This window comes from Streptomyces sp. NPDC053750 (genome assembly GCF_044544295.1).
Taxonomy (GTDB): domain Bacteria; phylum Actinomycetota; class Actinomycetes; order Streptomycetales; family Streptomycetaceae; genus Streptomyces.
In genome coordinates this window covers 474,220-498,133 of the sequence record NZ_JBITXB010000004.1, presented here as the reverse complement: position 1 = coordinate 498,133, position 23,914 = coordinate 474,220, and the positions used below count along the sequence as shown (strand labels likewise).

Below are 23,914 nucleotides of genomic sequence, written 5' to 3'. Positions count from 1 at the left end.
GCGAACACGGGCGCACGGTCTTGTCCGGGTCGTACGAGTGGGGGACCCGTTGATGCGCACGGCCCAGTACGGCTACTGCACATGGGCCAACGTCCGGCGCACCGCCCACAGCACCGTCGTGCCGCCGTCGGCCCCCCGGTCATCGCGCCCCCACCAGCAGCTCCGATGCCGCCTCCCGCTCGGCCATCGCCCGCAGTGGCCCCGGCACGCCGGCCAGTTCCGCATACGTTCCTCGCTGCACGACGCGGCCCTCGTCCAGCACGATCACCTCGTCCACGGCGTCCAGGCCCGCCAGACGGTGCGTGATCAGCAGGGTCGTACGGCCCTCGGTGGCAGCGAGCAGGTCGGCGGTGAGCGCGTCGGCGGTCGGCAGGTCGAGGTGCTCGGCGGGCTCGTCGAGCACGAGGACCGGAAATTCGGCCAGCAGCGCCCGGGCGAGGGCCAGCCGCTGCCGCTGGCCACCGGACAGCCGGGCTCCGTGCTCCCCGACCAAGGTGTCCAGGCCGTCCGGCAGACCATCGGCCCACTCCAGCAGCCGGGCCCGCGCCAGCGCGTCGCGCAGCTCGGCCTCGGTGGCGTCCTTCCTGGCCAGGAGCAGGTTCTCGCGCACCGAGCTGTCGAAGAGGTGCGCGTCCTGGGCGCACAGCCCGACGAGCCGTCGGACGTCGTCGCCGGCCAGGGCGTAGGCGTCCACGCTGGCCAGGGTGTAGGAGCCCGCGTCCGCGTCGAGGAACCGCAGCAGGACCTGGGCCAGCGTCGACTTGCCCGCCCCGGACGGTCCGACCACGGCGATGCGGCGCCCCTCCGCCAGCGTCAGGTCCAGCCCCGCCAGGGCATTCCTGCCCTGACCGGGGTGGTGCGCGGCCAGTCCCGTGAGGACGACCGGGAACGGCGACGCGGGCGCCTTCCGGTGCGTCTCCGGCTCCCGTACGGCCTCGGGAGCGTCGAGCACCTCGTACACGCGCTCGGCGCTCCTGCGCACGCGTTGCCGGTACTGCACGGCAAGGGGCAGCCCGAGTACGGCCTCGAAAGCGGCCAGCGGGGTGAGTACGACGACGGCCATGGCCACGCCGGCGAGCCGGCCGTCGGCGACCGCCTGGATTCCGGCGAGGGCGGCGCCCGCGACGGTCAGCCCCGAGATCAGGGCGGTGAGCCCGTCGCCCAGCGCGGTGGCGGTTGCGGCACGCGAGGCGATCCGGGTGAGTGTGCCGTCGGCCCGGCGTGCCTCGGCGGCGCGCGCGGGCAGGGCACCGGCGACGGTCAGCTCGGCGGTGCCGGTGAGCAGGTCGGTCACCCGGGTGGCGAGCACACCGCGGGCGGGGGCCAGCCTGCGCTCCGCCCGTCGTGCCACGGCACCGGTGACCAGCGGGACCCCGGCTCCGGCCGCGAGCAGACCGACCGCGAGCACGGCACCGGCCTCGGGCAGCAGCCAGGCCGTGAAGCCGACCGACGCGGCCGAGACGACGACCGCCGACGCGGCGGGCAGCAGCCAGCGGAGCCAGTAGTCCTGCAGGGCGTCGACATCGGCGACGAGCCGGGAGAGCAGGTCGCCCCGGCGGCTGCGGCGCAGGCCGGCGGGGGCCAGCCGCTCCAGTCGCCGGTACACGGCGACCCGGGTGTCGGCGAGCATCCGCAGCACGGCGTCGTGCGACACCAGCCGCTCGGCGTAGCGGAACACGGCCCGCCCGATACCGAAGGCGCGCGTCGCCGTCACGGCCACCATCAGGTACAGCACCGGCGGCTGCTCGGAGGCCCGCGAGATCAGGTACCCGGAGGTGGCCATCAGGCCGACGGCACTGCCGAGCGCCAGGCTGCTGAGCACCAGGGCGAGTCCGAGTCGCCCGCGCCGGGTGGCGGCCATCGCGCGCACCCTGGAGAGGACGCCGCCCCGGGGCTCCGCCGAGGTGTCCAGGTGGTCGGGGGAGACCGGAGCGTGCGTTCCAGGTGCCTCCTCGATGGCGCGATCAGTCGGCGCCCTGTGACTGCCGTCCGTTGCGGCGGCGACCACCGGCTCATCGAGCCGCACCACCCGGTCGGCCACCTCCAGCAGTGCCGGCCGGTGCACCACCAGCAGCACCGTCCGTCCCTCCGCCAGCCTGCGCACCGCGGCCACGACCTCACCTTCGGTGGCACCGTCGAGTGCCGCCGTCGGCTCGTCCAGCAACAGCACCGGCCGGTCGGCGAGGAACGCCCGGGCCAGTGCGAGCCGCTGCCGCTGCCCGGCGGACAGCCCGGCCCCGTACTCCCCCAGCACGGTCCCCGCGCCCTCCGGCAGGGCATCGACGAAGGCCAGCGCACCCGCGTCCCGCAGCGCCCTCCGTACGGCGGCGTCGTCGGCGTCGGGCCGGGCCAGCCGTACGTTCTCGGCGATGGTGCCGGCGTACAGATGCGGGTGCTGCGGAACCCAGGCGACGTGGGCGTACCACTGCGCCGGGTCGAGGGTCGTGAGGTCGGCTCCCCCGATGCGGACGCGTCCTCCGGCCGGGCGTACGAAGCCGAGGAGGGCGTGGAGGAGCGTCGACTTGCCCGCCCCGCTCGGGCCGACCAGCGCGACCGTCTCCCCGGGCTCGACGGTGAAACTCACGTCCGTCACGGCGTCCGCGGCGCGTCCGGGATAGCGGACCGTCACGTCCTCGAAGGACAGGGCACCATGTGCCGGTACGGGGCCGGTTCCCGCCGCCGGGGTGGGCCGCTCCAGCACCGAGAAGATCTCCTCGGCGGCGGCCAGCCCCTCGGCCGCCGCGTGGTACTGGGCGCCGACCTGTCGCAGCGGCAGATAGGCCTCGGGTGCGAGTACGAGTACGACCAGGCCGTCGTACAGGGCCATGTCACCGTGGACGAGCCGCATACCGATGGTGACGGCGACGAGCGCCACCGACAGGGTGGCGAGCAGTTCCAGCGCGAAGGACGACAGGAAGGCGATCCGCAGCGTCCGCAGGGTGGCCTGCCGGTACTCGCCGGTGATGCGCCTGATCGACTCGGCCTGTGCCTTCGCCCGCCCGAAGACCTTCAGCGTCGGCAGGCCCGCGACCACGTCCAGGAAGTGACCGGACAGCCGGGACAGCAGCCGCCACTGTCGGTCCATCCGGGACTGCGTGGCCCAGCCGATCAGCATCATGAAGATCGGGATGAGCGGCAGGGTGCCGACGATGATGGCCGCCGAGACCCAGTCCTCGGTGACGATGCGCGCCAGCACCGCCACGGGCACGACCACCGCGAGCCCCAGCTGGGGCAGGTAGCGCGAGAAGTAGTCGTCGAGGGCGTCGACTCCGCGGGTGGCCAGGGCGACCAGCGACCCGGTCCGCTGTCCGCTCAGCCAGCCAGGACCGAGCGCGGTGGCCCGCTCCAGCAGCCGGCCTCGCAGCTCCGACTTCACCGCCGCGCTCGCACGGTGGGCGGCCAGCTCGGTGAGCCAGCCGACCAGCGCGCGACCGCAGGCAACGGCCACCAACAGCAGCAGCGCGGTGCTGAGTTCGCTGACCGGCCGGCCCCGCTGGAAGGCTCCGACGACCACCTCGGCGATGAGCATCGCCTGCGCGACGAGCAGCCCCGCCCCGACGGCGCCGAGGACGACGACCGCTGCCAGGAAGAACCGGGTGGCGCGGGCGTACTGCAGAAGACGTGGATCGATGGGTTTCACGTGAAACACACCCCGGTCGGAGTCAGTGCGCGGCTTCGGCGATGTGCTGGGTGCCGATCCGCTTGCGGAACACCCAGTAGGTCCACCCCTGGTAGAGCAGGACGACCGGTGTGGCGACCACCGCCAGCCAGGTCATGATCTTCAGGGTGTAGGGGCTGGACGAGGCGTTGGTGACGGTGAGGCTCCAGTCCGCGTCGAGCGTGGACGGCATGACGTTCGGGAACAGCGTCAGGAAGAGCATCGCCACGGCGGCCACGATGGTGACACCCGACAAGGCGAACGACCAGCCCTCACGCCCGGCCTGGTTGGCCATCAGGGCGACGACCAGTGCTGCGACGGCCACCACGAGCGCGACCAGGCTCTTGCCGTCGCCCCGGTCCAGCTGCGTCCAGAGCAGGAAGGCCAGGGACAGCACGGCGGTGACAAGACCGACGCGCAGGGCGAGGGTCCGGGCCCGCTCGCGGATCTCACCGACGGTCTTGAGTGCCGTGAACACCGTCCCGTGGAAGGTGAACAGCGTCAGCGTGACCAGGCCGCCGAGCAGGGCGTACGGGTTGAGCAGGTCCCAGACGGAGCCGACGTACTCCATGTCCCGGTCGATCTTCACGCCGTGGACGATGTTGCCGAACGCCACACCCCACAGGAAGGCCGGGATCAGCGAGGTCCAGAAGATCGCGGTCTCCCAGTTGCGCTGCCAGCGTTCCTCGGGCCGCTTCACCCGGTACTCGAAGGCGACGCCCCGGACGATCAGGCAGACCAGGATGACGAGCAGGGGCAGATAGAAGCCGGAGAAGAGCGTGGCGTACCACTCGGGGAAGGCGGCGAAGGTCGCACCACCGGCCGTGAGCAACCACACCTCGTTGCCGTCCCACACGGGGCCGATGGTGTTGATCAGCACCCGCTTCTCGGCCCGGTTGCGGGCGAGCAGCTTGGTGAGCACGCCGACCCCGAAGTCGAAGCCCTCCAGGAAGAAGTAGCCGGTCCACAGGACGGCGATCAGAACGAACCAGACGTCGTGCAGTTCCATGACTGTGCAGCTCCCTCGGCCTAGTACGAGAAGGCCATCGGCTTGTCGGCGTCACGGAGGTCGCCGCCGATCTTCGTGGGCGGGTTGAGGTCGGCCTCGGTGAGCTCGGGCGGGCCCGCCTTGACGTACTTGGCGAGCAGCTTGACCTCGATGACGGCCAGGACGGCGTAGAGCAGGGTGAAGACGGACATCGAGGTGATGACCTCGGCCGTGGACACGCCGGGGGAGACGGCGTCCCGGGTCTGCATCACGCCGTAGACGACCCAGGGCTGCCGGCCCATCTCGGTGAAGATCCAGCCCCAGGAGTTGGCGATCAGCGGGAAGGCCATCGTCCACAGCGCCAGGAGCCAGTACAGCCGGGAGAGCCGTGTCCCCAACGGCTTGCGCAGCAGCACCAGGTGCGGCACCTCGTCCTCGCCGGTGCGCAGGGCGGGCGGCAGCAGGAACTTCTTCCTGGTCAGCCAGAGGCCCAGCAGCCCGAGGGAGAAGGACGCCATGCCGAAGCCGATCATCCAGCGGAATCCCCAGTAGGCGACGGGGACGATGGGCTTGTAGTCGCCGGGGCCGAACTCCTCCTGCAGGGCCTTGTTGGTGTCGTTGATGCCGGGCACGTACGAGTCGAAGTCGCTGTGGGCGAGGAAGGACAGGAGCCCGGGTATCTCCAGGGCGACCTTGTTGTGTCCCTTGTCGACGTCTCCGTAGGCGAACACGGAGAAGGGTGCCGGTTCCTCGCCGTCCCAGAGTGCCTCGGCGGCGGCCATCTTCATCGGCTGCTGCTCGTACATGACCTTGCCGAGGGTGTCGCCGCTGACCGCGGTGAGCACGCCGCCGACGGCCAGGGTGACCAGGCCGAGCCGGAGCGACGTCCGCATCACCGGGATGTGCTTCTTGCGCATCAGGTGGAAGGCGGCGATGCCGACCATGAAGGCGCCGCCCGTCAGGAAGGCCGCCGAGAAGCTGTGGAAGACCTGGTTGAGCGTGGTGTTCTGGGTCAGTACCTGCCAGAAGTCGGTGAGTTCGGCGCGGCCCTTCTCCTCGTTGATCCGGTAGCCGACGGGGTGCTGCATCCAGGAGTTGGCCGCGAGGATGAAGTACGCCGACAGCAGGGTGCCGATCGAGACCATCCATATGCAGGCCAGGTGGATCTTCTTGGGCAGCTTGTCCCAGCCGAAGATCCACAGGCCGATGAAGGTCGACTCGAAGAAGAAGGCGATCAGCGCCTCGAAGGCGAGCGGCGCACCGAAGACGTCACCGACGAAGCGGGAGTAGTCGGACCAGTTCATGCCGAACTGGAACTCCTGCACGATGCCGGTGACGACACCCATGGCGATGTTGATCAGGAAGAGCTTGCCCCAGAACTTGGTCGCTCTGAGGTACTTCTCCTTCTCGGTGCGGACCCACGCGGTCTGCAGCCCCGCCGTGAGGGCGGCCAGCGAAATCGTCAGGGGGACGAACAGGAAGTGGTAGACGGTCGTGATGCCGAACTGCCATCGCGCCAGCGTCTCCGGCGCCAGAGCCATGTCCACGTCGTCAGTCTCCTTACATCGCCACATCGCCGCCGTCAGCGGCAGTTTGTGCGTGTATGTCACACCCAACGCGGGCGCAACCGGGACACGCTTGTGAACGCGTTCACATTCACAAGCAATTATGACGTACAGCTTTTCGACGCCGGAAGGGGGGTCCCCTGTGACGTCAACCCCTGGGCAAGAAATCCAACAAACTGTTGAACGACAGCGGAAAAGAAGGGCCCGCCCGACCGACCGGACAGCGCCGCACTGGCGCTGCCGGCCGGCCCTCGGCGAGCCCTTCGGTTCCTACAGCTCCTCGCGGAACTCTCCCGACACCTTCAGGAAGATGTCGTTCGCCTCGCTCTCCCCGATCGTCACCCGCACCCCCTCACCGGGGAACGGCCGAATGACCACCCCGGCCCGCTCGCACCGCTCCGCGAAGGCGACCGTACGCTCCCCCAGCCGCAGCCACACGAAGTTGGCCTGGGTCTCCGGCACCGTCCAGCCCTGCGCGCGCAGCGCGTCGACCACGCGCGTGCGCTCGCACACCAGCGACCCGACCCGACCGATCAGCTCGTCCTCGGCCCGCAGTGAGGCGATCGCCGCCTCCTGCGCGATCTGGCTCACGCCGAAGGGCACCGCCGTCTTGCGCAGCGCCGCCGCCACGGGGTCGTGGGCGATCGCGAAGCCGACCCGCAGGCCGGCGAGGCCGTACGCCTTGGAGAAGGTCCGCAGGACGCAGACGTTGGGCCGCTTCCGGTAGAGCTCCACGCCGTCCGGGACCTCGGGGTCGCGGATGAACTCGCGGTAGGCCTCGTCGAGGACCACGAGGACGTCGCTCGGCACCCGGTCGAGGAACCGTTCCAGCTCGGCCCGCCGCACGACCGTGCCCGTCGGGTTGTTGGGGTTGCAGACGAAGATGAGCCGCGTCCGGTCGGTGATCGCGGCCGCCATCGCGTCCAGGTCGTGCACATCGCCCGGCGTCAGTGGCACCTTCACGGACGTCGCACCGCTGATCTGCGTGATGATCGGGTACGCCTCGAAGGAGCGCCAGGCGTAGATCACCTCGTCGCCCGGGCCCGAGGTCGCCTGGATCAGCTGCTGGGCCACTCCGACCGATCCGGTACCCGTGGCCAGGTGGGAGAGGGGCACCCCGAACCGGTCCGACAGCTCGCCCATCAGGGACGTACAGGCCATGTCCGGGTACCGGTTGAACGACGAGGCAGCGGCCGTCACCGTCTCCATCACGCCCGGCAGGGGCGGATAGGGGTTCTCGTTGGAGGACAGCTTGTAGGCCACCGGACCGTCGGCCGCCGCGGGCTTGCCCGGCTTGTAGGTGGGAATCCCCTCCAGCTCGGCGCGCAGCTTGGGGCTCGTCTCGCTCACCGCAGTCCTCCTCGTGACCACCACCGGCATCGAATACTTCTCACCTTATGAGGATTCGGCGCCGCTGCGTATAGGCGAGAGCGGACCGAGAGCGGACCTCGTCCGTCAGCCTCATCCGTCACCTTCGCATCAGGTGCATCAGTGCACGAAGGCGCACGATTCGGGGGGCGCGCCGCACATATATCTATGCGCCGGTGGCTTGCGCCGTGGCGCGCATCCCTCGTGCAGGTGAGTTGAGACCTCTTCGCAACATCGACCACTTGGCAGGCCCTCACTGGTCGACACGCCAGGTACTGGGATGCCTGCGGCCAACTTCCTCACTTTCCAAGGGCCTTACCGGTTAATGACCATGCAGAAACGTGACTGTCAACGCGTGCATATGCGTCCGCACTACCCCACCTCATGAGCCCTACTATCGGCTCGCCATGACAGCAGCAGGGAAGCACCAGGTGAGCCGCGCGGAAACCTCACGTCGAGGCAGCCGGCCGGGCCGGGCGGGTATCAGGGACGTGGCCGCCGCCGCCGGAGTATCCATCACGACCGTCTCCGATGCCCTCAACGGCAAAGGCCGACTCCCGGATGCCACCCGGCGCCATGTGCGCGAGGTCGCCGACCGACTGGGCTACCGGCCCTCGGCCGCCGCCCGCACGCTTCGCACGGGCAAGTCGGGACTCATCGGCCTGACCGTGACGACGTACGGGGATGAACCTTTCACCTTCACCGAGTTCGCGTACTTCGCCGAGATGGCGCGCGCCGCCACCTCCGCCGCGCTCGCCCGCGGCTACGCCCTCGTCATCCTCCCGGCGACCTCCCGGCACGACGTGTGGTCCAACGTCGCGCTCGACGGCACGGTCGTCATCGACCCCTCCGACCAGGACCCTGTCGTCAGCGAGCTGGTCCGCCAGGGATTACCGGTCGTCTCGGACGGCCGCCCGGCCGGCTCGCTGCCCGTCACCGCCTGGGTCGACAACGACCACGAGGCGGCCGTACTCGGCATCCTCGACCACCTGGCCGCCGCCGGTGCCCGCCGGATCGGCCTGCTCACCGGCACCACGACCGACACGTACACCCACCTGTCGACCACCGCGTACCTGCGCTGGTGCGAGCGCGTCGGCCAGGACCCGGTCTACGAGGCCTACCCGGCGCACGATCCCTGCGCCGGCGCGGTCGCCGCCGACCGGCTGCTCGCCCGCCCCGACCGGCCCGACGCCGTCTACGGGCTGTTCGATCCGAACGGCACCGACCTGCTCGCCGCCGCCCGCCGCTACGGGCTGCGCGTCCCGGAGGACCTGCTGCTGGTCTGCTGCAGCGAATCCACCGTGTACGCCAGTACCGAGCCGCCCATCACAACGTTGTCGCTGAAGCCCCGCCGCATCGGCACGGCGGTGATCCAGGTCCTCATCGACGCCATCGAAGGGCTCGATGGCGACCGGCCGGTCGAACAGGTGATACCGACAGAACTGATCGTGCGCACCTCGTCCCAGCGCCGCCCGCCCCGCACGACGGTCAGCCCGCCGCGGTCACCCGAGGGCGCGTAGGGCGCCCCGGACGCGCGCGGGGCGAGACCCGGCAGGCAGGCGGCAGGGGCGGTGGAGGCGGTACCGACGCGCCCGGAGCGTGCTCGCGTCACCGCATCGGACGGACGAAGACCGGCCCAATCGGGGCGAAAGCCGCGGTGAACCGGAGCCATGTTCTGATTCACCACCCCTGGGTCATCACACAGCGCGATCCGCATTCCTATGATGGGCCCACACACCGCGGGCCGCTGCGACCAGGCAGTCCGAAGCGGTGCAGATGCGGCGCGATGGTGGAGGGGTCAATGACTCAGGGGGCCGGTCAGGGACCCGAGGTGGAGCGGACGGCGACGGTGCGCGACTTCCGGGTGCCCGCGTATGTCCACGAGACCGCTCCGTACGCCGCCGCCGGCACGCACCCGGGCGACGCCGTGCCCCCCTCCGAGGAGGCCTTTCCGGAGGGGTACACACCCACGCAGCGCGACCTTCCGGTCATCCGTCGGGGTGACACCGTCCAGGTGACCGTCGACCCCGATCCGGTTCCGGTGCCGCAGACCGCCACCGGGCAGGGCCCCCTGTTCGTCGTCGGCGACGTGCACGGCTACCTCGACCAGCTGGTGGCCGCCCTGCAGGAGAAGGGCCTCGTCGACGAAGCGGGCCGGTGGTGCGCGGGCACCTCCCGCCTGTGGTTCCTCGGCGACTTCACGGACCGCGGCCCGGACGGCATCGGCGTCATCGACCTGGTGATGCGGCTGTCCGCCGAGGCCGCCGCGGCAGGCGGCTACTGCAAGGCGCTGATGGGCAACCACGAGCTGCTGCTGCTCGGCGCCAAGCGGTTCGGCGACACGCCGATCAACTCCGGCGCGGGCACCGCCACCTTCCAGGCGGCCTGGCTGCTGAACGGCGGCCAGAAGACCGACATGGACCGCCTCCAGGACCACCACCTGCAGTGGATGGCCCGCCTCGACGCCATGGAAGAGGTCGACGACCACCTCCTGGTCCACTCGGACGCCACCACCTACCTCGACTACGGCCGCTCCATCGAGGAGGTCAACGACACCGTCCGCGAGACGCTCACGCGCAACGACGCGGAAGAGGTGTGGGACCTGTTCCGCAAGCTCACCAAGCGCTTCTCCTTCCGCGACGAGGGCGGCGCCGACGCCGTGCGCTCGCTGCTGGACACGTACGGCGGCACCCGGATCGTCCACGGCCACAGCCCCATCCCGTATCTGCTGGGCGAGGTCGGCTCCGAGGACGGCGAGGACGACACCCGTACCGCGGTCGAGGGACCCCACGTGTATGCGGACGGACTGGCCATCGCGATGGACGGCGGCGTGACCATGGCCGGAAAACTGCTGGTCCAGCAACTTCCGCTCGACGCCTGACCGTTCACCGAACGGTCTGTTCCCGGGCGCCGTCCGTACAGGTCGGCACCCAATTTCTGGAAACCCCCTGTCACCGCGCACCGTCACCGCTCTACCATCGGCTTATCCGTAGCAGGCTCCCCTCCGTTTCTGCCCGACGGCTCGTTGGCATGCGAGCCCCAAGCCCTACGGAGCATCGGGGGATGCACATGAACAGCGTTCCGCAGTACCTGTCGAACGAGGACCGCCAAGAGTACGAGCGGCTCCTCGACGAGGCGCTGCGCTCCGCACCACACCGCCCGGAACTGGCCGCTGTCGGACAGCGGCTGAACGCCGAACAACTGCGCACCATGGCACTCAACGCCACCGCACTCATCTCGGCGGCGGCCACGACCGAGTACCAGCACTACGTGAAGGTCCGCGAGGAACTGCGCCACCCGGCGTCGTCCACCCCGTCGTCGTCCGCGCACGAGACCGACTCCGAGCAGCCGGGCACGGGCGCGGTGCGGCTCGCCGCCACGATGGGCGAGGTCGCCGAGACGACCGGCGCGGGTGCCGTCGCCGTCGTCGCCGTCCTGGCACCCGTCCTGGCCGGCACCGCGGCGGCGATCTTCCTGCTCGTCGGCTACATCCTGAAAATGCTCGACCCGGGACAGACGTTCGCCCAGACCATGCTCACCACCGGCTGGGTGTTCGGCGCCGTGACCGCGGTGGCGATCCTCGTCGCCGGCGTGGGACTGCTGCTCACCGCACTGCGCAACCACCCCTCCGCCGAGTCCGGCCACTACGGCGCACTCGACGAGGAGGTGACCCGGGCCCGGGACGCCTGGCACGAGGCCCTGCTGGAACGCGGCATCCTGCCCTTCCTGCGGGAGGCCCTCGCGGACCCCGGCGCGGCGGCCGCCCTGCATCCGTCGGGACCGGCGACGCCGACCAGCCGGATGCCCCACCTCGGCTACGCCCGCCCCGGATTCACCAGCCCGGGCGAGGGCCCGAACGCGGGGTCACGCCCGAGCTACTCGAGCCCGGACTACAGCAGCCCGGACTTCGGCGGTCCGGAACACCGTCCGGAGTAGTCACCGGCCGGGGCGGGCAGCGGATCACAGGATGCCCGCCCGGCCGGCGGCAGTGATCCAGGACGGGAACTCCGACAGCAGACGGTCGTACAACTCGGCGTCCGGGACGGTGCTGATGTCGTCCACGGCGAAGAAGCCGACGTTGTCGACGCGGCGGCCCGGAAGGGTGTCGAAACGCTCCAGCACCCCGTAGTCGGACCGTCCGAGCCCCACGAACTGCCAGAAGACCGGTTCCTCCACCGCCTCCCGCAGTTCCCGCTCGATCTCGGCGTTGCGGTAGACACCGCCGTCGGAGAAGAACAGCACCAGGGTCGGAGCCGACGCCGGGTTGTCCCGGACGAAGGCGCGGACTTCGGCGATCACCTTCTGTTCCTCGTTCTGGATTCCGACCGCACGCATGTCGACCTGGTCGGGGTGCAGTCCCTTCTTCCTGCCACGGCGGAAGAGGCTGATCTCCCCCACACGTACGTGCAGCCGCAGCCATTCGGGAAGGTCGCCCAGGCGGAGGTCGGGCAGCCGCGCGGGGTTCGACGCGAAGGTCCATGCCTGCATCTCACCGTCGTCGTCCAGCTGCGCGGCCACGGCGGCCATCCGCTCCACGACGTCGGTCACCACGCCTTTGGAGTAGAGGAAGGACATGGACCCGGACGCGTCGAGGACCAGGACGACGCGCGCGGTGACATCGGCAGCACCGTGCTTGCGCAGACTGACCGCGACCTGCTCCTTGCGCAGGGACAGGCGCTTGCGCATGTCCACGGGGAGGCGTTCCTCACCCTTGGTGAGGCGCGGGCCGGCAGGCCCCGGCGGCGCGGACGAGGGAGGTGGGGCTGTCGGCGCCGTGGGCGACAGGGGTGCCGGCGACGCCGGAGGAGCGTCGTCCACCGTGATGCCGAAGTCGGTGGCCAGCCCAGCGAGCCCGGAGGCGTAGCCCTGCCCGACCGCGCGGAACTTCCACTGTCCCTGACGCCGGTACAGCTCGCCGCCGACCAGTGCGGTCTCCGTCCCGGCCGCCATGTCGAACCGGGCCAGCTCGGTCCGGGATCCGGCGTCCAGCAGGCGCAGGGACAGCCCCGACACCTGGCCGAACGTCCCGCCGTCCGCCGAGGCGCACAGGACGATGCGGTCGACGGCTGGTTCCACCGAGCGGAGGTCCACCTCGACGGCGTCGGTCGTGACGCCCGCGCCCGAGCCGCCCTGCTTGCCGGTGTGCCTCACCGCGCCGGACGCGTGGCGGGGCTGGTTGTAGAAGACGAAGTCGGCGTCGTCCCGTACCCGTCCGGCCGGGGTGAGCAGCAGCGCGGAGGCGTCGACCTCGGGCACACCCGGACCGGTGGACCAGACGAGTTCGACGCGCACCGTGGGGGAGTCGACGGCGAGATTGGCACCCTTGGTCAGGGAGGTGGCTGTCATGCGCCCAGTGTGCCGAGACGGGCCCCTCAGTGGGAGGGGGCGGACCCGGGCGGGCTGTCCCCTCCGTGCCACCGTCCCGACCGTCGGCTCAGTCTGGTGACGGCCGCCGAGCAGGAATGCGTCAGCCTCGGCCAACTCATAGAGATGCGGGGGCTGGGTAGCGCCGTTCAGGACGGGAGCCACCCAGCCCACCATCACTCAGTCCGCGATCGGCAGATACACCCGGTTGCCCGCGGCGGCGAACTCCTTCGACTTCTGGGCCATGCCCTCCTCGATCTCCGCCCTGCTGCCGCCGTGCTCACGACGGATGTCCTGCGAGATCTTCATCGAGCAGAACTTCGGCCCGCACATCGAGCAGAAGTGCGCCGTCTTGGCGGGCTCGGCCGGCAGCGTCTCGTCGTGGAACTCCCGTGCGGTGTCCGGATCGAGAGCCAGGTTGAACTGGTCCTCCCACCGGAACTCGAAGCGGGCGTCCGACAGCGCGTCGTCCCACTCCTGGGCGCCTGGATGCCCCTTGGCAAGGTCGGCGGCATGGGCGGCGATCTTGTAGGTGATGACGCCGGTCTTGACGTCGTCGCGGTTGGGCAGACCCAGATGCTCCTTGGGCGTGACGTAGCACAGCATGGCCGTGCCCCACCAGGCGATCATCGCGGCACCGATGCCGGAGGTGATGTGGTCGTACGCGGGCGCGACGTCCGTCGTCAGCGGTCCGAGCGTGTAGAACGGAGCTTCATCGCAGATCTCCTGCTGAAGGTCGATGTTCTCCTTGATCTTGTGCATCGGAACGTGTCCCGGGCCCTCGATCATGGTCTGTACGTGGTGACGCTTGGCGATCGTGTTGAGTTCCCCGAGCGTGCGCAACTCCGCGAACTGGGCCTCGTCGTTGGCGTCCGCGATCGATCCCGGCCGCAGACCGTCGCCGAGCGAGTAGGTGACGTCATAGGCGGCGAGGATCTCGCAGAGCTCCTCGAAGTTCTCGTACAGGAACGACTCCCTGTGGTGCGCCAGGCACCACGCCGCCATGATCGAGCCGCCGCGCGAGACGATGCCGGTCTTGCGGTTCGCGGTAAGAGGCACGTACGCCAGGCGCACACCGGCGTGGACCGTCATGTAGTCCACGCCCTGCTCGGCCTGTTCGATGACCGTGTCCTTGTAGATCTCCCAGGTCAGCTCCTCGGCCCGGCCGTCGACCTTTTCCAGGGCCTGGTAGAGCGGCACCGTCCCGATGGGGACGGGGGAGTTGCGCAGCACCCATTCGCGGGTGGTGTGGATGTTGCGGCCGGTGGACAGGTCCATGACCGTGTCGGCGCCCCAGCGGGTCGCCCAGGTCATCTTCTCGACCTCCTCCTCGATGGAGGACGTCACCGCCGAGTTGCCGATGTTGGCGTTGACCTTCACCAGGAAGCGCTTGCCGATGATCATCGGCTCGATCTCCGGGTGGTTGACGTTGGCGGGCAGTACGGCACGGCCCGCCGCGATCTCCTCGCGGACCACTTCCGGCGAGACGTTCTCCCGGACGGCCACGTACTCCATCTCCGGAGTGATCTCACCTCGTCGCGCATACGCGAGCTGAGTCACCGCCGAGCCGTCCCGGCCCCGGCGCGGCTGGCGCGGTCGCCCGGGGAAGACCGCGTCGAGATTGCGCAGGCCACCGCGGGGGGAGGTGTGCTTGATCCCGTCGTCCTCCGGGCGAACGGGACGGCCCGCGTACTCCTCGGTGTCGCCGCGAGCGATGATCCAGTTCTCCCGCAGCGGCGGCAGCCCCCGGCGGACGTCGGTGTCGACGAGTGAATCGGTGTACGGGCCCGAGGTGTCGTAAAGCGTGACCGACTGCCCGTTGGTGAGGTGCACCTGACGGACCGGCACCCGCAGATCGGGGCGCGAGCCCTCGATGTACGCCTTGTGCCAGCCGATGGACTTCCCGGCCGCCACGGAGGTCTCCTCGTCGGCGGAGTTCTGCGTGACGGCAGGCGTGCGTGCGTCCTTGATGGTCATGAGACCTACTCCCTACGCCGGCATTACCCGGTAACAGGTTCGGCGGTCGACGCAGCGGTTTCCGTCTGCCGACGCTTCGTGGGCAACATCACTCGGCTTCGGTGACGTTTCCCGTGAAACATCGCTGGGACGGAGGTCAGCGCCCTCTCAGCCCGGTGCTCCGAGCTCCCGCGTGTACAAAGGTGCCCCCACGCTAGCGTCAATTCGGGCGCGGTGAACAGAGGGCCCCCCTTGTTCTTGCGATGATCGGTCGGTGACCACACCGCAGCATCCCCCCTTCCCGCCGCACAACTCCCGCCCCGGACCGGGCGCCGAAGACGGCAACGGCCACGGAGACGGGCAACACGGCACCGGCGGTCCTGGGAGCTCCGCCGGCTCGGGCGGCCACGGCGGTGGCCACGGCGGCCCGGGCGGACACGGAGGCGGTCTCGGTGGCCCGGGCGGACACGGAGGCGGTCTCGGTGGCCCGGGCGGACACGGAGGCGGTCTCGGTGGCCCGGGCGGACACGACGGCGGCCACGGGCACTCGCACGCCCATGCTCACGGGCCGGCTGCGCCCGTCTCCCGGCATCTGCGGAAGGTCATCGCCGCGGTCCTCATCCCCTTCGCCGCGGCGGTACTGGTCGGACTCGCGGTGCTGTGGCCGGGCGGAGCCCCGCCGCACGAACGCACCGGAGTCGGTTTCGACCGGCAGACGCAGCAGGCCACCGTCACCAAGGTGGTCGGGCTGAGCTGCCAGTCCGTCAACGCCTCGGGGGGCACCCCGACCGGCGACACCTCCACTGCCCAGGGTTCCTCCGCGGTGCAGCAGGCGGAGGGCGACTGCAAGCGGGCGACGATCCGCGTCGACACCGGACAGGACAAGGGCCGTACGTTCTCCGAGATCGTGCAGCCGGATCAGTCACGGCAGTTGCACGAGGGCCAGAAGGTCGTGGTCGCCTACGAGCCCTCCGCTCCCGAGGACCTGCAGTACTCGGTGACCGACATCAACCGCCGGCTGCCCTTGGCGCTGCTCGCCGGCATCTTCGCGCTCGCCGTGGTGGTGGTCGGCCGGCTGCGTGGCCTCATGGCACTGGTCTCGCTGGCCATCAGCTTCCTGGTGCTGAACTTCTTCATCCTGCCCGCGATCCTGCAGGGCTCGAACCCCCTGGTCGTCGCGGTGATCGGGTCCAGCGCAATCATGCTGATCGCGCTGTATCTGTGCCACGGTCTGTCGGCCCGTACCTCCGTGGCGGTGCTCGGCACCCTGATCTCTTTGGTACTGATCGGTGTGCTCGGTTCGCTGTTCATCGGCTGGGCCGCGCTCACCGGCAACACGGACGACAACACCGGCCTGATCCACGGCCTGTATCCGACGATCGACATGAGCGGTCTGCTGCTCGCCGGCGTCATCATCGGTTCGCTCGGTGTCCTCGACGACGTGACGGTCACCCAGACGTCCGCGGTCTGGGAACTGCACGAGGCCAATCCCTCGATGGGCTGGCGCGGGCTGTACCGCGCGGGCATCCGTATCGGCCGCGATCACATCGCCTCGGTCGTCAACACGCTCGTCCTCGCCTACGCGGGCGCCGCGCTGCCGCTGCTGCTGCTGTTCTCGATCGCTCAGAGCGGTGTGGGGACGGTCGCCAACAGCGAGCTGGTCGCTCAGGAGATCGTGCGCACGCTGGTCGGCTCGATCGGCCTGGTGGCGTCGGTGCCGGTCACCACGGCCCTCGCAGCCCTCGTCGTGTCGGCCGACCGACCGGCGACACAGGCCGCCGGAACGACGCCGGGCGCCGGTGCGGCCCCGGTCCGCAGCGGGCGGGGCCGCCGACGCAAGCGCTGACGGAGCGTTTCGCCCGGCTCGGCAGCCACGGCGAAGCGTTACACCACCGCCGTGGCTGCCGTAACGGTTCAGCCCGCGCTCTGTTCCTCTGCCAGGATGCGGTCCAGGGCCTCGTCGAGGTGGGCGTCGAAGTCGGCGAGCGCACCTTCCTGTCCCAGCGGCACCAGCTTGTCGGTCCGGTCGAGAAAGGCCACGAGGGGCGCTGCGGACGAACGGAACAGCGCCTGGTCACTGCCGACCTGAAGGCGGATCAGCACCTCGGCCAGCGGCTCCGGGTCGACGGGTGCGATGCGCACGTCACCGTCACCGCACGGCCGGCCCACTCCGTCGACCAGCAACTCCCGGCCGAACGCCCAGGTCACCGGGGCGTCTCCGGGCAGATGAAACGTCAGTCGCACGGCATAGGGATCACAGGTTTCGTACCGCAGCTCCACCGGGATACGGAAAGAGAGCTCCTCGGACACGAGAAAGCTCATCATGACCTCTGCCTGCACGGACTCGCCCATCGCCTACCCCGTCATTCGCCGTCGACTGGCCGGGAATCAAACCTCTAACACTGGTGGCATCTTGCTCAACGTACACACCAGATCACAAGGAGTGAGTTTTCAGATACTGATAGAGATCGCGAGGGACCCCAGGAGCCGTCCCACCTCGTCCTGCAGCCGCTGGGCCGCGGGCACCAACCGGTCGGCCTGGTGGGAGGGCAGGGAGATGGCCATCGTCACGGCCGTGGTGCCGACCGTGATCGGGATCGCCGCGCAGACCGTTCCCAGGGCGTACTCCTGGCGCTCGGTCACCGGCGTCATCCGACGCATGCGCTCCAATCGTTTCAGCAGACTGCTGTCGTCACGCACCGTGTACGGGGTGACGGGCTGCACCGGGTAGCGGTCCAGGTGGTCGCGGCGGGCCTCCTCGTCCAGCTGCGACAACAGGCACTGCCCAATGGCGTGCGCATGCCCGGTCTCACGGAAGTCCGCCCACTCCTCGACCGCCGGAGTGCCCGGAGTGTCGGAAACGCACATGATCTCGATCTCGCCGTCGCGATACCTGGCGTAGTACACGGGTACGCCGATCGCGTCGCGACAGCTTGCGAGCGCGTCGACCACCGTGCTGCGACGTTTCTGCTCGGCCCCGCTGCTGCTCAGCCGCTCGGCGGCCTCGCCGAGGAAGAACAGACCCTTCTCGCGGCGCAGATAGCCCTCGTGCACGAGGGTGCGCAGCAGGTGGTAGGCCGTGGGCAGCGCCAGCCGCGTCTCACGAGCCAGTTGCTTGGCGGGGGCGCCGTACTCGTGCTCGGCGACGCACTCCAGGAGGCGCATCGCCCGCTGCACGGAGCCGATGAGTGTCGCGCCGGACGGCTCCGGGGAGGGAGCCGTGGGGGATGTCCGAGGCGTCGAGTGGGGCTGCACGGGCAGTGCGTGCAAGGCTGCGAATGCGGTGTCAGCCGTGGCCAAGGGTCACTTCCGTAACGCGAGGAGGCAGTCCGTGCGGGGAGCACGGGTGGGGGTACGCCGCTCGCGGGGTCGCCCCCGCGTGGAGTTTCCGGACTCTAACCGTCGGTCACCGCTCGCCGACGGTCTGTCCGGGAAACTTCCCCCGCGCGAGGGAACCGGTGATTCCTGTTACCGTCACCGGTTTCCCACGCACCTCACCAGTCGCTGCGCGACGACGAACTCGACATGAACTTGCGTACGACGTAGATCAGTCCACCGACGAGCGCGACGAAGACCAGCAGCTTGAACAGCAGTCCGATCACGAATCCGACCACGCTGGCGATCATCCCGCCGAACACGACGAGGGCGATGACCGGCACCGCGACCCACTTCACCCACCACGGCAGTCCCGTGAAGATCTCTCGCATCGCCCTCGTCCTTACCTTCCGCCCGTCGGATGCCAGGTCCTGCGGGGGCCCGGCATCCCGCTGGGCATCTCGTGATGTCCTGCACTCGATGCTAGGGCCGTCAGGCCCCCGGCAGAGCCCTGAGCATCCCTTGTCTGCCCCTGACCGGTCCCCTAGGGAACCCGCACGCCCCGGTCAGCTCTCGGGCGGAGAGAACACCACGAGGACCCGGAGATCCTCGCTGATGTGATGGAACTTGTGGGCGACCCCGGCCGGCACGTAGACCACGCTGCCGCGGGCGACCTGGGTGGTCTCCATGCCCACGGTGATCGCGGCCCGCCCGCTCACCACGAAGTACACCTCGTCCTGCTCGTGCGGCTTCTGCGGGTCGGCCGTGCCCGCGTCGAGGGCGTACAGACCGACCGACATGTTCCGCTCACGCAGGAACTGCAGGTAGGCACCGTCGTTGGCGGCGCGCTCCGCCTCCAGTTCGTCCAGCCGGAATGCCTTCATCGCCTTGTCCGCCCCTGCCTCACCGTTCGATTCCGGTCGTGTCTGTCACGATCAGACACATGAAGAATTTCCTAGTCAAGACGATCGCCAACGCGGGTGCCCTGGCGGTCGCCGTGTGGCTGCTCGACAAGATCACTCTGACCGGGGGCAGCACCGGCGAGAAGGCCGGCACGCTGATCGTCGTCGCCCTGGTGTTCGGCCTGGTGAATCTGCTGGTGAAGCCGATCGTGCAGGTGCTGACGTTTCCGTTGTTCATTCTGACCCTCGGCCTGTTCACGCTGGTGGTCAACGCGCTCATGCTGTTGCTCACGTCGTGGCTGGCCGACAAGCTCGACCTGAGCTTCCACGTCGACGGGTTCTGGACCGCCGTCCTGGGCGGCCTGATCATCTCGATCGTTTCCTGGGCCCTCAACGCGTTTCTGCCCGACAAGGACTGAACTCGATGACCTACCGCGTCTGCTTCGTGTGCACGGGCAACATCTGCCGCTCCCCCATGGCCGAGGCCGTCTTCCACGCGCGCGTGGCCGACGCCGGACTGGACGGCCTGGTCGAGACCGACAGCGCCGGCACGGGCGGCTGGCACGAGGGCGAGGGCGCCGACCCGCGCACCCTGGCCGTGCTGGAGGAGAACGGCTACGGCCTCGATCACACGGCCCGCCGGTTCCAGCCGTCCTGGTTCTCCCAGCTCGACCTCGTCATCGCCCTCGACGTCGGCCACCTCCGTGCGCTGCGGCGTCTCGCTCCGACCGAGCAGGACGCGGCCAAGGTGCGGCTGCTGCGCTCGTACGATCCCGCCGCCGACGGCGGCGACCTCGACGTGCCGGACCCCTACTACGGGGGAGTGGACGGCTTCGAGGAATGCCTTGAGATGGTGGAGGCGGCGAGCGACGGACTGCTCGCCGCGGTACGCGAGCAAGTGGAAGGACGGGCGGCATGAACGATTCCGCTACGAACAACGGGGACGGTACGGGCACGGAGGGGCCGCCCGCCGGCCCCGGTGACGGCACGCGCGCGGTGCGGGCCGGGCTGCCCGAGCCCGTCAAGCACGAGCCGACCCTGCCCGGCCCCGTGTTCGCCGCCCACTTCCATCTGCCGGGCGAGCCCACCGGGCCGTACACCTACGGACGCGACGAGAACCCGACCTGGACCCATCTCGAGCGCGCCATCGGCGAGCTGGAGGCCCCCGGGCAGGACGACGTCGAGACGCTCGTGTTCGCGTCGGGCATGGCCGCGATCTCCTCGGTGCTCTTCTCGCAGCTGCGCGCCGGTGACGTGGCCGTCCTGCCCGACGACGGCTATCAGGCACTGCCTCTGGTCCGCGCCCAGCTGGAGGCGTACGGCATCGAGGTGCGCACCGCCCCGACCGGCGGGGACGCCCAACTCGACGCCCTGGACGGGGCGAAGCTGCTGTGGATCGAGACGCCGTCCAACCCCGGGCTGGACGTGTGCGACGTACGGCGGCTCGTCGAGGCGGCACACGCGCGTGGCGCCCTGGTCGCCGTCGACAACACGCTCGCCACGCCGCTCGGGCAGCGCCCGCTGGAGCTCGGCGCCGACTTCTCGGTGGCCAGCGGCACCAAGCAGCTCACCGGTCACGGTGACGTCCTCCTGGGGTACGTGGCCGGCCGCGATGCCGGTGCGATGACCGCCGTACGACGCTGGCGCAAGATCGTCGGCGCGATCCCCGGCCCCATGGAGGCCTGGCTCGCGCACCGCTCGATCGCCACCCTCCAGCTCCGCGTGGACCGGCAGGACACCACCGCGCTCAAGGTGGCGGAAGCGCTCCGGACGCGGCCCGAGGTCACCGGGCTGCGATACCCGGGGCTGCCCGACGACCCGTCGCACAAGATCGCCTCGCAGCAGATGCGGCGCTACGGGTGCGTCGTCTCCTTCACGCTGCCCACGCGCGCGCGTGCCGATCGTTTTCTCGAGACGCTTCGGCTCGTGGAGGGAGCCACGAGCTTCGGTGGGGTGCGGTCCACGGCGGAGCGGCGCGGACGCTGGGGCGGCGACGCGGTGCCGGAGGGCTTCATCCGGCTCTCGGTGGGCGCGGAGGACCCGGACGACCTGGTGGCGGATCTGCTGCGCGCGCTGGACGAATCGGCGGGCTGATCACTGCCTCAATGATCCGGCCCGCATCCGGCCGGGTACGACGGACGGTCCGAGCCTCCCCCCTCGTGGCTCGGACCGTCCTTCGGTTCTGCGCGCGAAGAACCGCGCGATTAAGGCTAGTTGACTCTGCGTCAGTGTCCAATCACAGTAGCGACAGCGACCTATCGACATATTTATAGTTGGGCGCGGCCGGAGGGCTGGAGAAGAACAGAAGAGGGGGAGGGGTTCCCGTGGATCTGGCCTTGCTGCGCACCTTCGTGACCGTGCACCGGGCCGGTTCCTTCACGCGCGCGGCAGCCCTGCTCGGCCTCTCCCAGCCCGCGGTCACCTCCCAGATCCGCACCCTGGAGCGACAGCTGGGCCGACCCCTGTTCCTGCGGCAGGCTCGCGGCGTGACCCCTACGACCATCGGTGACGAACTCGCCCACAAGGCCGCACCGCACCTCGACGCTTTGGTGGAGATCACCGAGGCCGGGCTGGACGACGGCTCCTCCCTGCGGACGCTCCATCTCGCCGGACCGCCGGAGTTCACCGCCCAGCGGGCGCTGCCCGCGCTCACGGAGCTCACCGGCGAGGACGGACAGGGCTTCGCACTGCGCGCCTCGTTCGGGAACGCCGAGGAAACCCTGGAGGGACTGGCCGCCGGACATCACGATCTGGCCATCGGCACGGCCCGCCCGCGCGGCGCGCTGCTCACGGCGACTGCGCTCTGCGACGAGGAGCACGTCCTGGTCGCCGCGCCTCGCTGGGCGGCGAGTACGAGCACCGGCACGCGCCGCCGTACTGCGAAACCCGCCCTGGAGCACGTCCCCGTGGTCGAGGTGCACGAGTCGCTGCCCTTCGTCGCCCGCTACTGGGCATCCGTATTCGACACCCGCCCGGCGGCTCCGGCCACGCTCGTCGCTCCCGACCTGCGTGCGGTGCTCGCCTGCACGATCTCGGGCGCCGGGCTCGCCGTGCTGCCCCGCTATCTGTGCGTGGAGGCACTGGAACGCGGTGACGTCGTCGCCCTGCATGATCCGGCGGTGCCGCCGCTGCGGACGTACTTCCTGGTGGTGCGTACCGGCACGTTGGCGATGCCGCACATCGCCCGGGCCCATGATTGGCTGCTGCGGGCGGCAGCCGACTGGAACTGAACCGGCGGACTCGTGCGCGGGGCGCGCCGCGATGTTTCACGTGGAACCAGCCGGGCCACATTTCTCCCATGACCGTCCGACCCGTGGTCAAGCGCACCGCCCGCGCCGTCCTCCTGGACGGCGACCACCTGATCCTGATCAAGCGCACCAAGCCCGGTGTCGATCCCTACTGGGTCACTCCCGGTGGCGGGGTCGAGCCGAGCGACGCCACCGTCGTGGACGCCCTGCACCGCGAGGTGCACGAGGAACTCGGCGCCAAGATCACCGACGTGGTCCCGTGCTTCGTGGACACCGTCGAGCACATCGGCGACGACGGGGGCGCCACCGGCGTGAAGGTGCAGCACTTCTTCGTCTGCCGCCTGGAATCCATGGACCCGGCCCAGCGCCACGGCCCGGAGGTCGAGGAGCCCGCCGGCGAGTACGAGATCGTCCGGGTGCCGTTCACCCGTGTCGGGATCGCCTCCGTCCACCTCGTACCGCTGTCGCTGCGGCACTATCTGGACGGCAACATCGAGGGTGTGCGGGCCATGCACGCCCCCGACCTCGGCTGACACCGGCGGCACGCCCCGGCCGGTGGGCGTGGCGGCCGGCAGATGTCCGCCCGCTGTGCACTCGGACACGACATGGCCAAAAGCTCGCGTGTTCCACCGGAAAGAGGTGGACGCGGACGGCTGCTGTCGGACAGCCTGACCTGCGTGCCGACACCTTCCCTCGCCTCCCTGCCGATCCGCCGTCTGACGCTCCGCGATCTCAACGCCTGCGCCGACCTGTCCGAGGACCGGGGGTGGCCGCGCGAGGAGCACAAGTGGGGGTTCCTCCTCACCGCCGGGAAGGGCTATGGCATCGACGACCCCGGCGGGGGCCTCGTCAGTGCCTGCACCGTCACCGAGTACGGGCCGCACGATCGTCCCTCTCTCGCTGCCATCGGCATGGTGCTGGTCGCCGAGCGGTATGCGCGCCAGGGCGTCGGGCGCCGTCTGATGCGGCACATCGTCTCCGCGCTGGGACCCACCCCCCTGACGCTGCACGCCACCCCGTACGGCCGGCCGCTCTACGAGGAGCTGGGGTTCAAGGCAACCGGCCGGGCGGAGATGGTGCGCGGGCGCTTCACCCCAGGCGGGCCCGAGTCCCGGATCGCCACTCGCGCGGCCACGGCCGAGGACCTCGCCGCGATCCTCCGGCTCGACGAGGAGGTGTTCGGCGCCGACCGCACCCACGTCATCACGCGGCTGCCCGCCTTCACCGACCAGTTGCGCGTCGCCGAGGAGGGCGGCCGGCTCATCGGGTACACGGCGGCCTGGCCCAACATGGACACCCATGTCGTGGGTCCGGTGATCGCCCGCGACACCGAGACGGCCAAGGCGCTGATCGCCTCCCTGGCCGCCCGCACCGACCGTCCGCTGCGCACCGATATCGACGTCCGGCACGAAGAGCTGCTGACCTGGGTGAAGGAGCACGGTCTCGCGTCCATCGCCCACAACACGGTCATGACGTGCGGGATCACGGAGCTGCCCGGGGACTGGAACCGGCGTTTCGCCCCGCTGACGGTGGCGGCGGGCTGACCCTCG

The 23,914-nt window shown here is 70.1% G+C and carries 20 protein-coding genes and 1 riboswitch; of the genes, 10 read left to right on the top strand and 10 right to left on the bottom strand.

The features are described 5' to 3' along the window. Positions 1-139: 139 nt before the first annotated feature. From cydD to hisC, 4 genes are all read right to left on the bottom strand, one after another. Positions 140-3,640 carry a thiol reductant ABC exporter subunit CydD gene (cydD, locus tag ACIGO6_RS15005; protein ID WP_399875620.1) on the bottom strand — a complete coding sequence of 1,167 codons (3,501 nt, stop codon included), beginning with the start codon at positions 3,638-3,640 and terminating at the stop codon, positions 140-142. 22 nt (positions 3,641-3,662) lie between these two features. Further along, entirely contained in the window at positions 3,663-4,667 is a 1,005-nt protein-coding gene (cydB, locus tag ACIGO6_RS15000) for a cytochrome d ubiquinol oxidase subunit II (RefSeq protein ID WP_399875618.1), read from the bottom strand. A 20-nt stretch (positions 4,668-4,687) separates the two neighbouring features. Then, positions 4,688-6,193 (bottom strand): cytochrome ubiquinol oxidase subunit I, encoded by a 1,506-nt coding sequence (locus ACIGO6_RS14995; protein WP_399875617.1) that lies wholly within the window; start codon positions 6,191-6,193, stop codon positions 4,688-4,690. A gap of 288 nt (positions 6,194-6,481) precedes the next feature. Continuing rightward, positions 6,482-7,561: a histidinol-phosphate transaminase gene (gene hisC / locus ACIGO6_RS14990; RefSeq protein WP_399875616.1), complete on the bottom strand. Its 1,080-nt coding sequence runs from the start codon at positions 7,559-7,561 to the stop codon at positions 6,482-6,484. Between the two features lie 425 nt (positions 7,562-7,986). On the opposite strand from hisC, the gene ACIGO6_RS14985 reads away from it, so the two are divergent. The 3 genes from ACIGO6_RS14985 (at position 7,987) to ACIGO6_RS14975 (ending at position 11,515) form a co-directional block, all read left to right on the top strand. Further along, on the top strand, positions 7,987-9,099 hold the full coding sequence (locus tag ACIGO6_RS14985) for a LacI family DNA-binding transcriptional regulator (protein ID WP_399875614.1): 1,113 nt from the start codon (positions 7,987-7,989) through the stop codon (positions 9,097-9,099). 266 nt (positions 9,100-9,365) lie between these two features. Beyond that, positions 9,366-10,460 (top strand): metallophosphoesterase, encoded by a 1,095-nt coding sequence (locus tag ACIGO6_RS14980; RefSeq protein WP_399875612.1) that lies wholly within the window; start codon positions 9,366-9,368, stop codon positions 10,458-10,460. Positions 10,461-10,642: 182 nt separating this feature from the next. Then, entirely contained in the window at positions 10,643-11,515 is an 873-nt protein-coding gene (locus ACIGO6_RS14975) for a hypothetical protein (protein WP_399875610.1), read from the top strand. A 24-nt stretch (positions 11,516-11,539) separates the two neighbouring features. On the opposite strand, the gene ACIGO6_RS14970 is transcribed toward ACIGO6_RS14975, so the two are convergent. Beyond that, positions 11,540-12,925, bottom strand: coding sequence for a VWA domain-containing protein (locus tag ACIGO6_RS14970; RefSeq protein WP_399875608.1), 1,386 nt, complete (start codon positions 12,923-12,925; stop codon positions 11,540-11,542). A gap of 198 nt (positions 12,926-13,123) precedes the next feature. Continuing rightward, positions 13,124-14,920, bottom strand: a complete 1,797-nt coding sequence (gene thiC / locus ACIGO6_RS14965; protein ID WP_399875606.1) for a phosphomethylpyrimidine synthase ThiC — start codon at positions 14,918-14,920, stop codon at positions 13,124-13,126. After that, positions 14,913-15,102: riboswitch (TPP riboswitch) on the bottom strand. (Overlaps the previous gene by 8 nt.) Before the next feature lie 71 nt (positions 15,103-15,173). Here thiC and ACIGO6_RS14960 point away from each other — a divergent pair. Next, complete coding sequence (locus ACIGO6_RS14960; RefSeq protein ID WP_399875604.1) at positions 15,174-16,745, top strand: YibE/F family protein; 1,572 nt, start codon at positions 15,174-15,176, stop codon at positions 16,743-16,745. Between the two features lie 68 nt (positions 16,746-16,813). Here the strand turns inward: ACIGO6_RS14960 and ACIGO6_RS14955 are convergent, their stop codons facing one another. The 4 genes from ACIGO6_RS14955 to ACIGO6_RS14940 form a co-directional block, all read right to left on the bottom strand. Beyond that, the gene (locus tag ACIGO6_RS14955; RefSeq protein ID WP_055422101.1) at positions 16,814-17,251 is read right to left on the bottom strand and encodes an SsgA family sporulation/cell division regulator; all 438 of its coding nucleotides are present in this window, start codon (positions 17,249-17,251) and stop codon (positions 16,814-16,816) included. 99 nt (positions 17,252-17,350) lie between these two features. After that, on the bottom strand, positions 17,351-18,076 hold the full coding sequence (locus tag ACIGO6_RS14950) for an IclR family transcriptional regulator (protein WP_399875602.1): 726 nt from the start codon (positions 18,074-18,076) through the stop codon (positions 17,351-17,353). A 317-nt stretch (positions 18,077-18,393) separates the two neighbouring features. Beyond that, positions 18,394-18,606: a DUF5326 family protein gene (locus ACIGO6_RS14945; RefSeq protein WP_399875601.1), complete on the bottom strand. Its 213-nt coding sequence runs from the start codon at positions 18,604-18,606 to the stop codon at positions 18,394-18,396. A gap of 174 nt (positions 18,607-18,780) precedes the next feature. Then, entirely contained in the window at positions 18,781-19,098 is a 318-nt protein-coding gene (locus ACIGO6_RS14940; RefSeq protein WP_399875599.1) for a cupin domain-containing protein, read from the bottom strand. 59 nt (positions 19,099-19,157) lie between these two features. Here ACIGO6_RS14940 and ACIGO6_RS14935 point away from each other — a divergent pair, with 59 nt between their 5' ends. From ACIGO6_RS14935 to ACIGO6_RS14910, 6 genes are all read left to right on the top strand, one after another. After that, on the top strand, positions 19,158-19,535 hold the full coding sequence (locus tag ACIGO6_RS14935; protein WP_399875597.1) for a phage holin family protein: 378 nt from the start codon (positions 19,158-19,160) through the stop codon (positions 19,533-19,535). 5 nt (positions 19,536-19,540) lie between these two features. Further along, complete coding sequence (locus ACIGO6_RS14930; RefSeq protein ID WP_399875595.1) at positions 19,541-20,035, top strand: low molecular weight protein-tyrosine-phosphatase; 495 nt, start codon at positions 19,541-19,543, stop codon at positions 20,033-20,035. Then, positions 20,032-21,210 carry a cystathionine gamma-lyase gene (locus ACIGO6_RS14925; protein WP_399875593.1) on the top strand — a complete coding sequence of 393 codons (1,179 nt, stop codon included), beginning with the start codon at positions 20,032-20,034 and terminating at the stop codon, positions 21,208-21,210. The genes ACIGO6_RS14930 and ACIGO6_RS14925 overlap by 4 nt, the downstream gene beginning before the upstream one ends. A 230-nt stretch (positions 21,211-21,440) precedes the next feature. After that, positions 21,441-22,346 (top strand): LysR family transcriptional regulator, encoded by a 906-nt coding sequence (locus ACIGO6_RS14920; protein WP_399875591.1) that lies wholly within the window; start codon positions 21,441-21,443, stop codon positions 22,344-22,346. 68 nt (positions 22,347-22,414) lie between these two features. Beyond that, entirely contained in the window at positions 22,415-22,897 is a 483-nt protein-coding gene (locus ACIGO6_RS14915) for an NUDIX domain-containing protein (protein WP_399875589.1), read from the top strand. Positions 22,898-23,041: 144 nt separating this feature from the next. Beyond that, entirely contained in the window at positions 23,042-23,908 is an 867-nt protein-coding gene (locus tag ACIGO6_RS14910) for a GNAT family N-acetyltransferase (RefSeq protein ID WP_399875587.1), read from the top strand. The last annotated feature ends 6 nt before the right edge of the window (positions 23,909-23,914 follow it).

Bases quoted from the DNA above. Each gene is read 5' to 3' on its own strand.
- cydB (WP_399875618.1), bottom strand. From the start codon at position 4,667: ATGGAACTGCACGACGTCTGGTTCGTTCTGATCGCCGTCCTGTGGACC.
- ACIGO6_RS14985 (WP_399875614.1), top strand. From the start codon at position 7,987: ATGACAGCAGCAGGGAAGCACCAGGTGAGCCGCGCGGAAACCTCACGT.
- ACIGO6_RS14980 (WP_399875612.1), top strand. From the start codon at position 9,366: ATGGTGGAGGGGTCAATGACTCAGGGGGCCGGTCAGGGACCCGAGGTG.
- ACIGO6_RS14975 (WP_399875610.1), top strand. From the start codon at position 10,643: ATGCACATGAACAGCGTTCCGCAGTACCTGTCGAACGAGGACCGCCAA.
- ACIGO6_RS14970 (WP_399875608.1), bottom strand. From the start codon at position 12,925: ATGACAGCCACCTCCCTGACCAAGGGTGCCAATCTCGCCGTCGACTCC.
- thiC (WP_399875606.1), bottom strand. From the start codon at position 14,920: ATGACCATCAAGGACGCACGCACGCCTGCCGTCACGCAGAACTCCGCC.
- ACIGO6_RS14955 (WP_055422101.1), bottom strand. From the start codon at position 17,251: ATGGGCGAGTCCGTGCAGGCAGAGGTCATGATGAGCTTTCTCGTGTCC.
- ACIGO6_RS14945 (WP_399875601.1), bottom strand. From the start codon at position 18,606: ATGCGAGAGATCTTCACGGGACTGCCGTGGTGGGTGAAGTGGGTCGCG.
- ACIGO6_RS14940 (WP_399875599.1), bottom strand. From the start codon at position 19,098: ATGAAGGCATTCCGGCTGGACGAACTGGAGGCGGAGCGCGCCGCCAAC.
- ACIGO6_RS14935 (WP_399875597.1), top strand. From the start codon at position 19,158: ATGAAGAATTTCCTAGTCAAGACGATCGCCAACGCGGGTGCCCTGGCG.
- ACIGO6_RS14930 (WP_399875595.1), top strand. From the start codon at position 19,541: ATGACCTACCGCGTCTGCTTCGTGTGCACGGGCAACATCTGCCGCTCC.
- ACIGO6_RS14925 (WP_399875593.1), top strand. From the start codon at position 20,032: ATGAACGATTCCGCTACGAACAACGGGGACGGTACGGGCACGGAGGGG.
- ACIGO6_RS14915 (WP_399875589.1), top strand. From the start codon at position 22,415: ATGACCGTCCGACCCGTGGTCAAGCGCACCGCCCGCGCCGTCCTCCTG.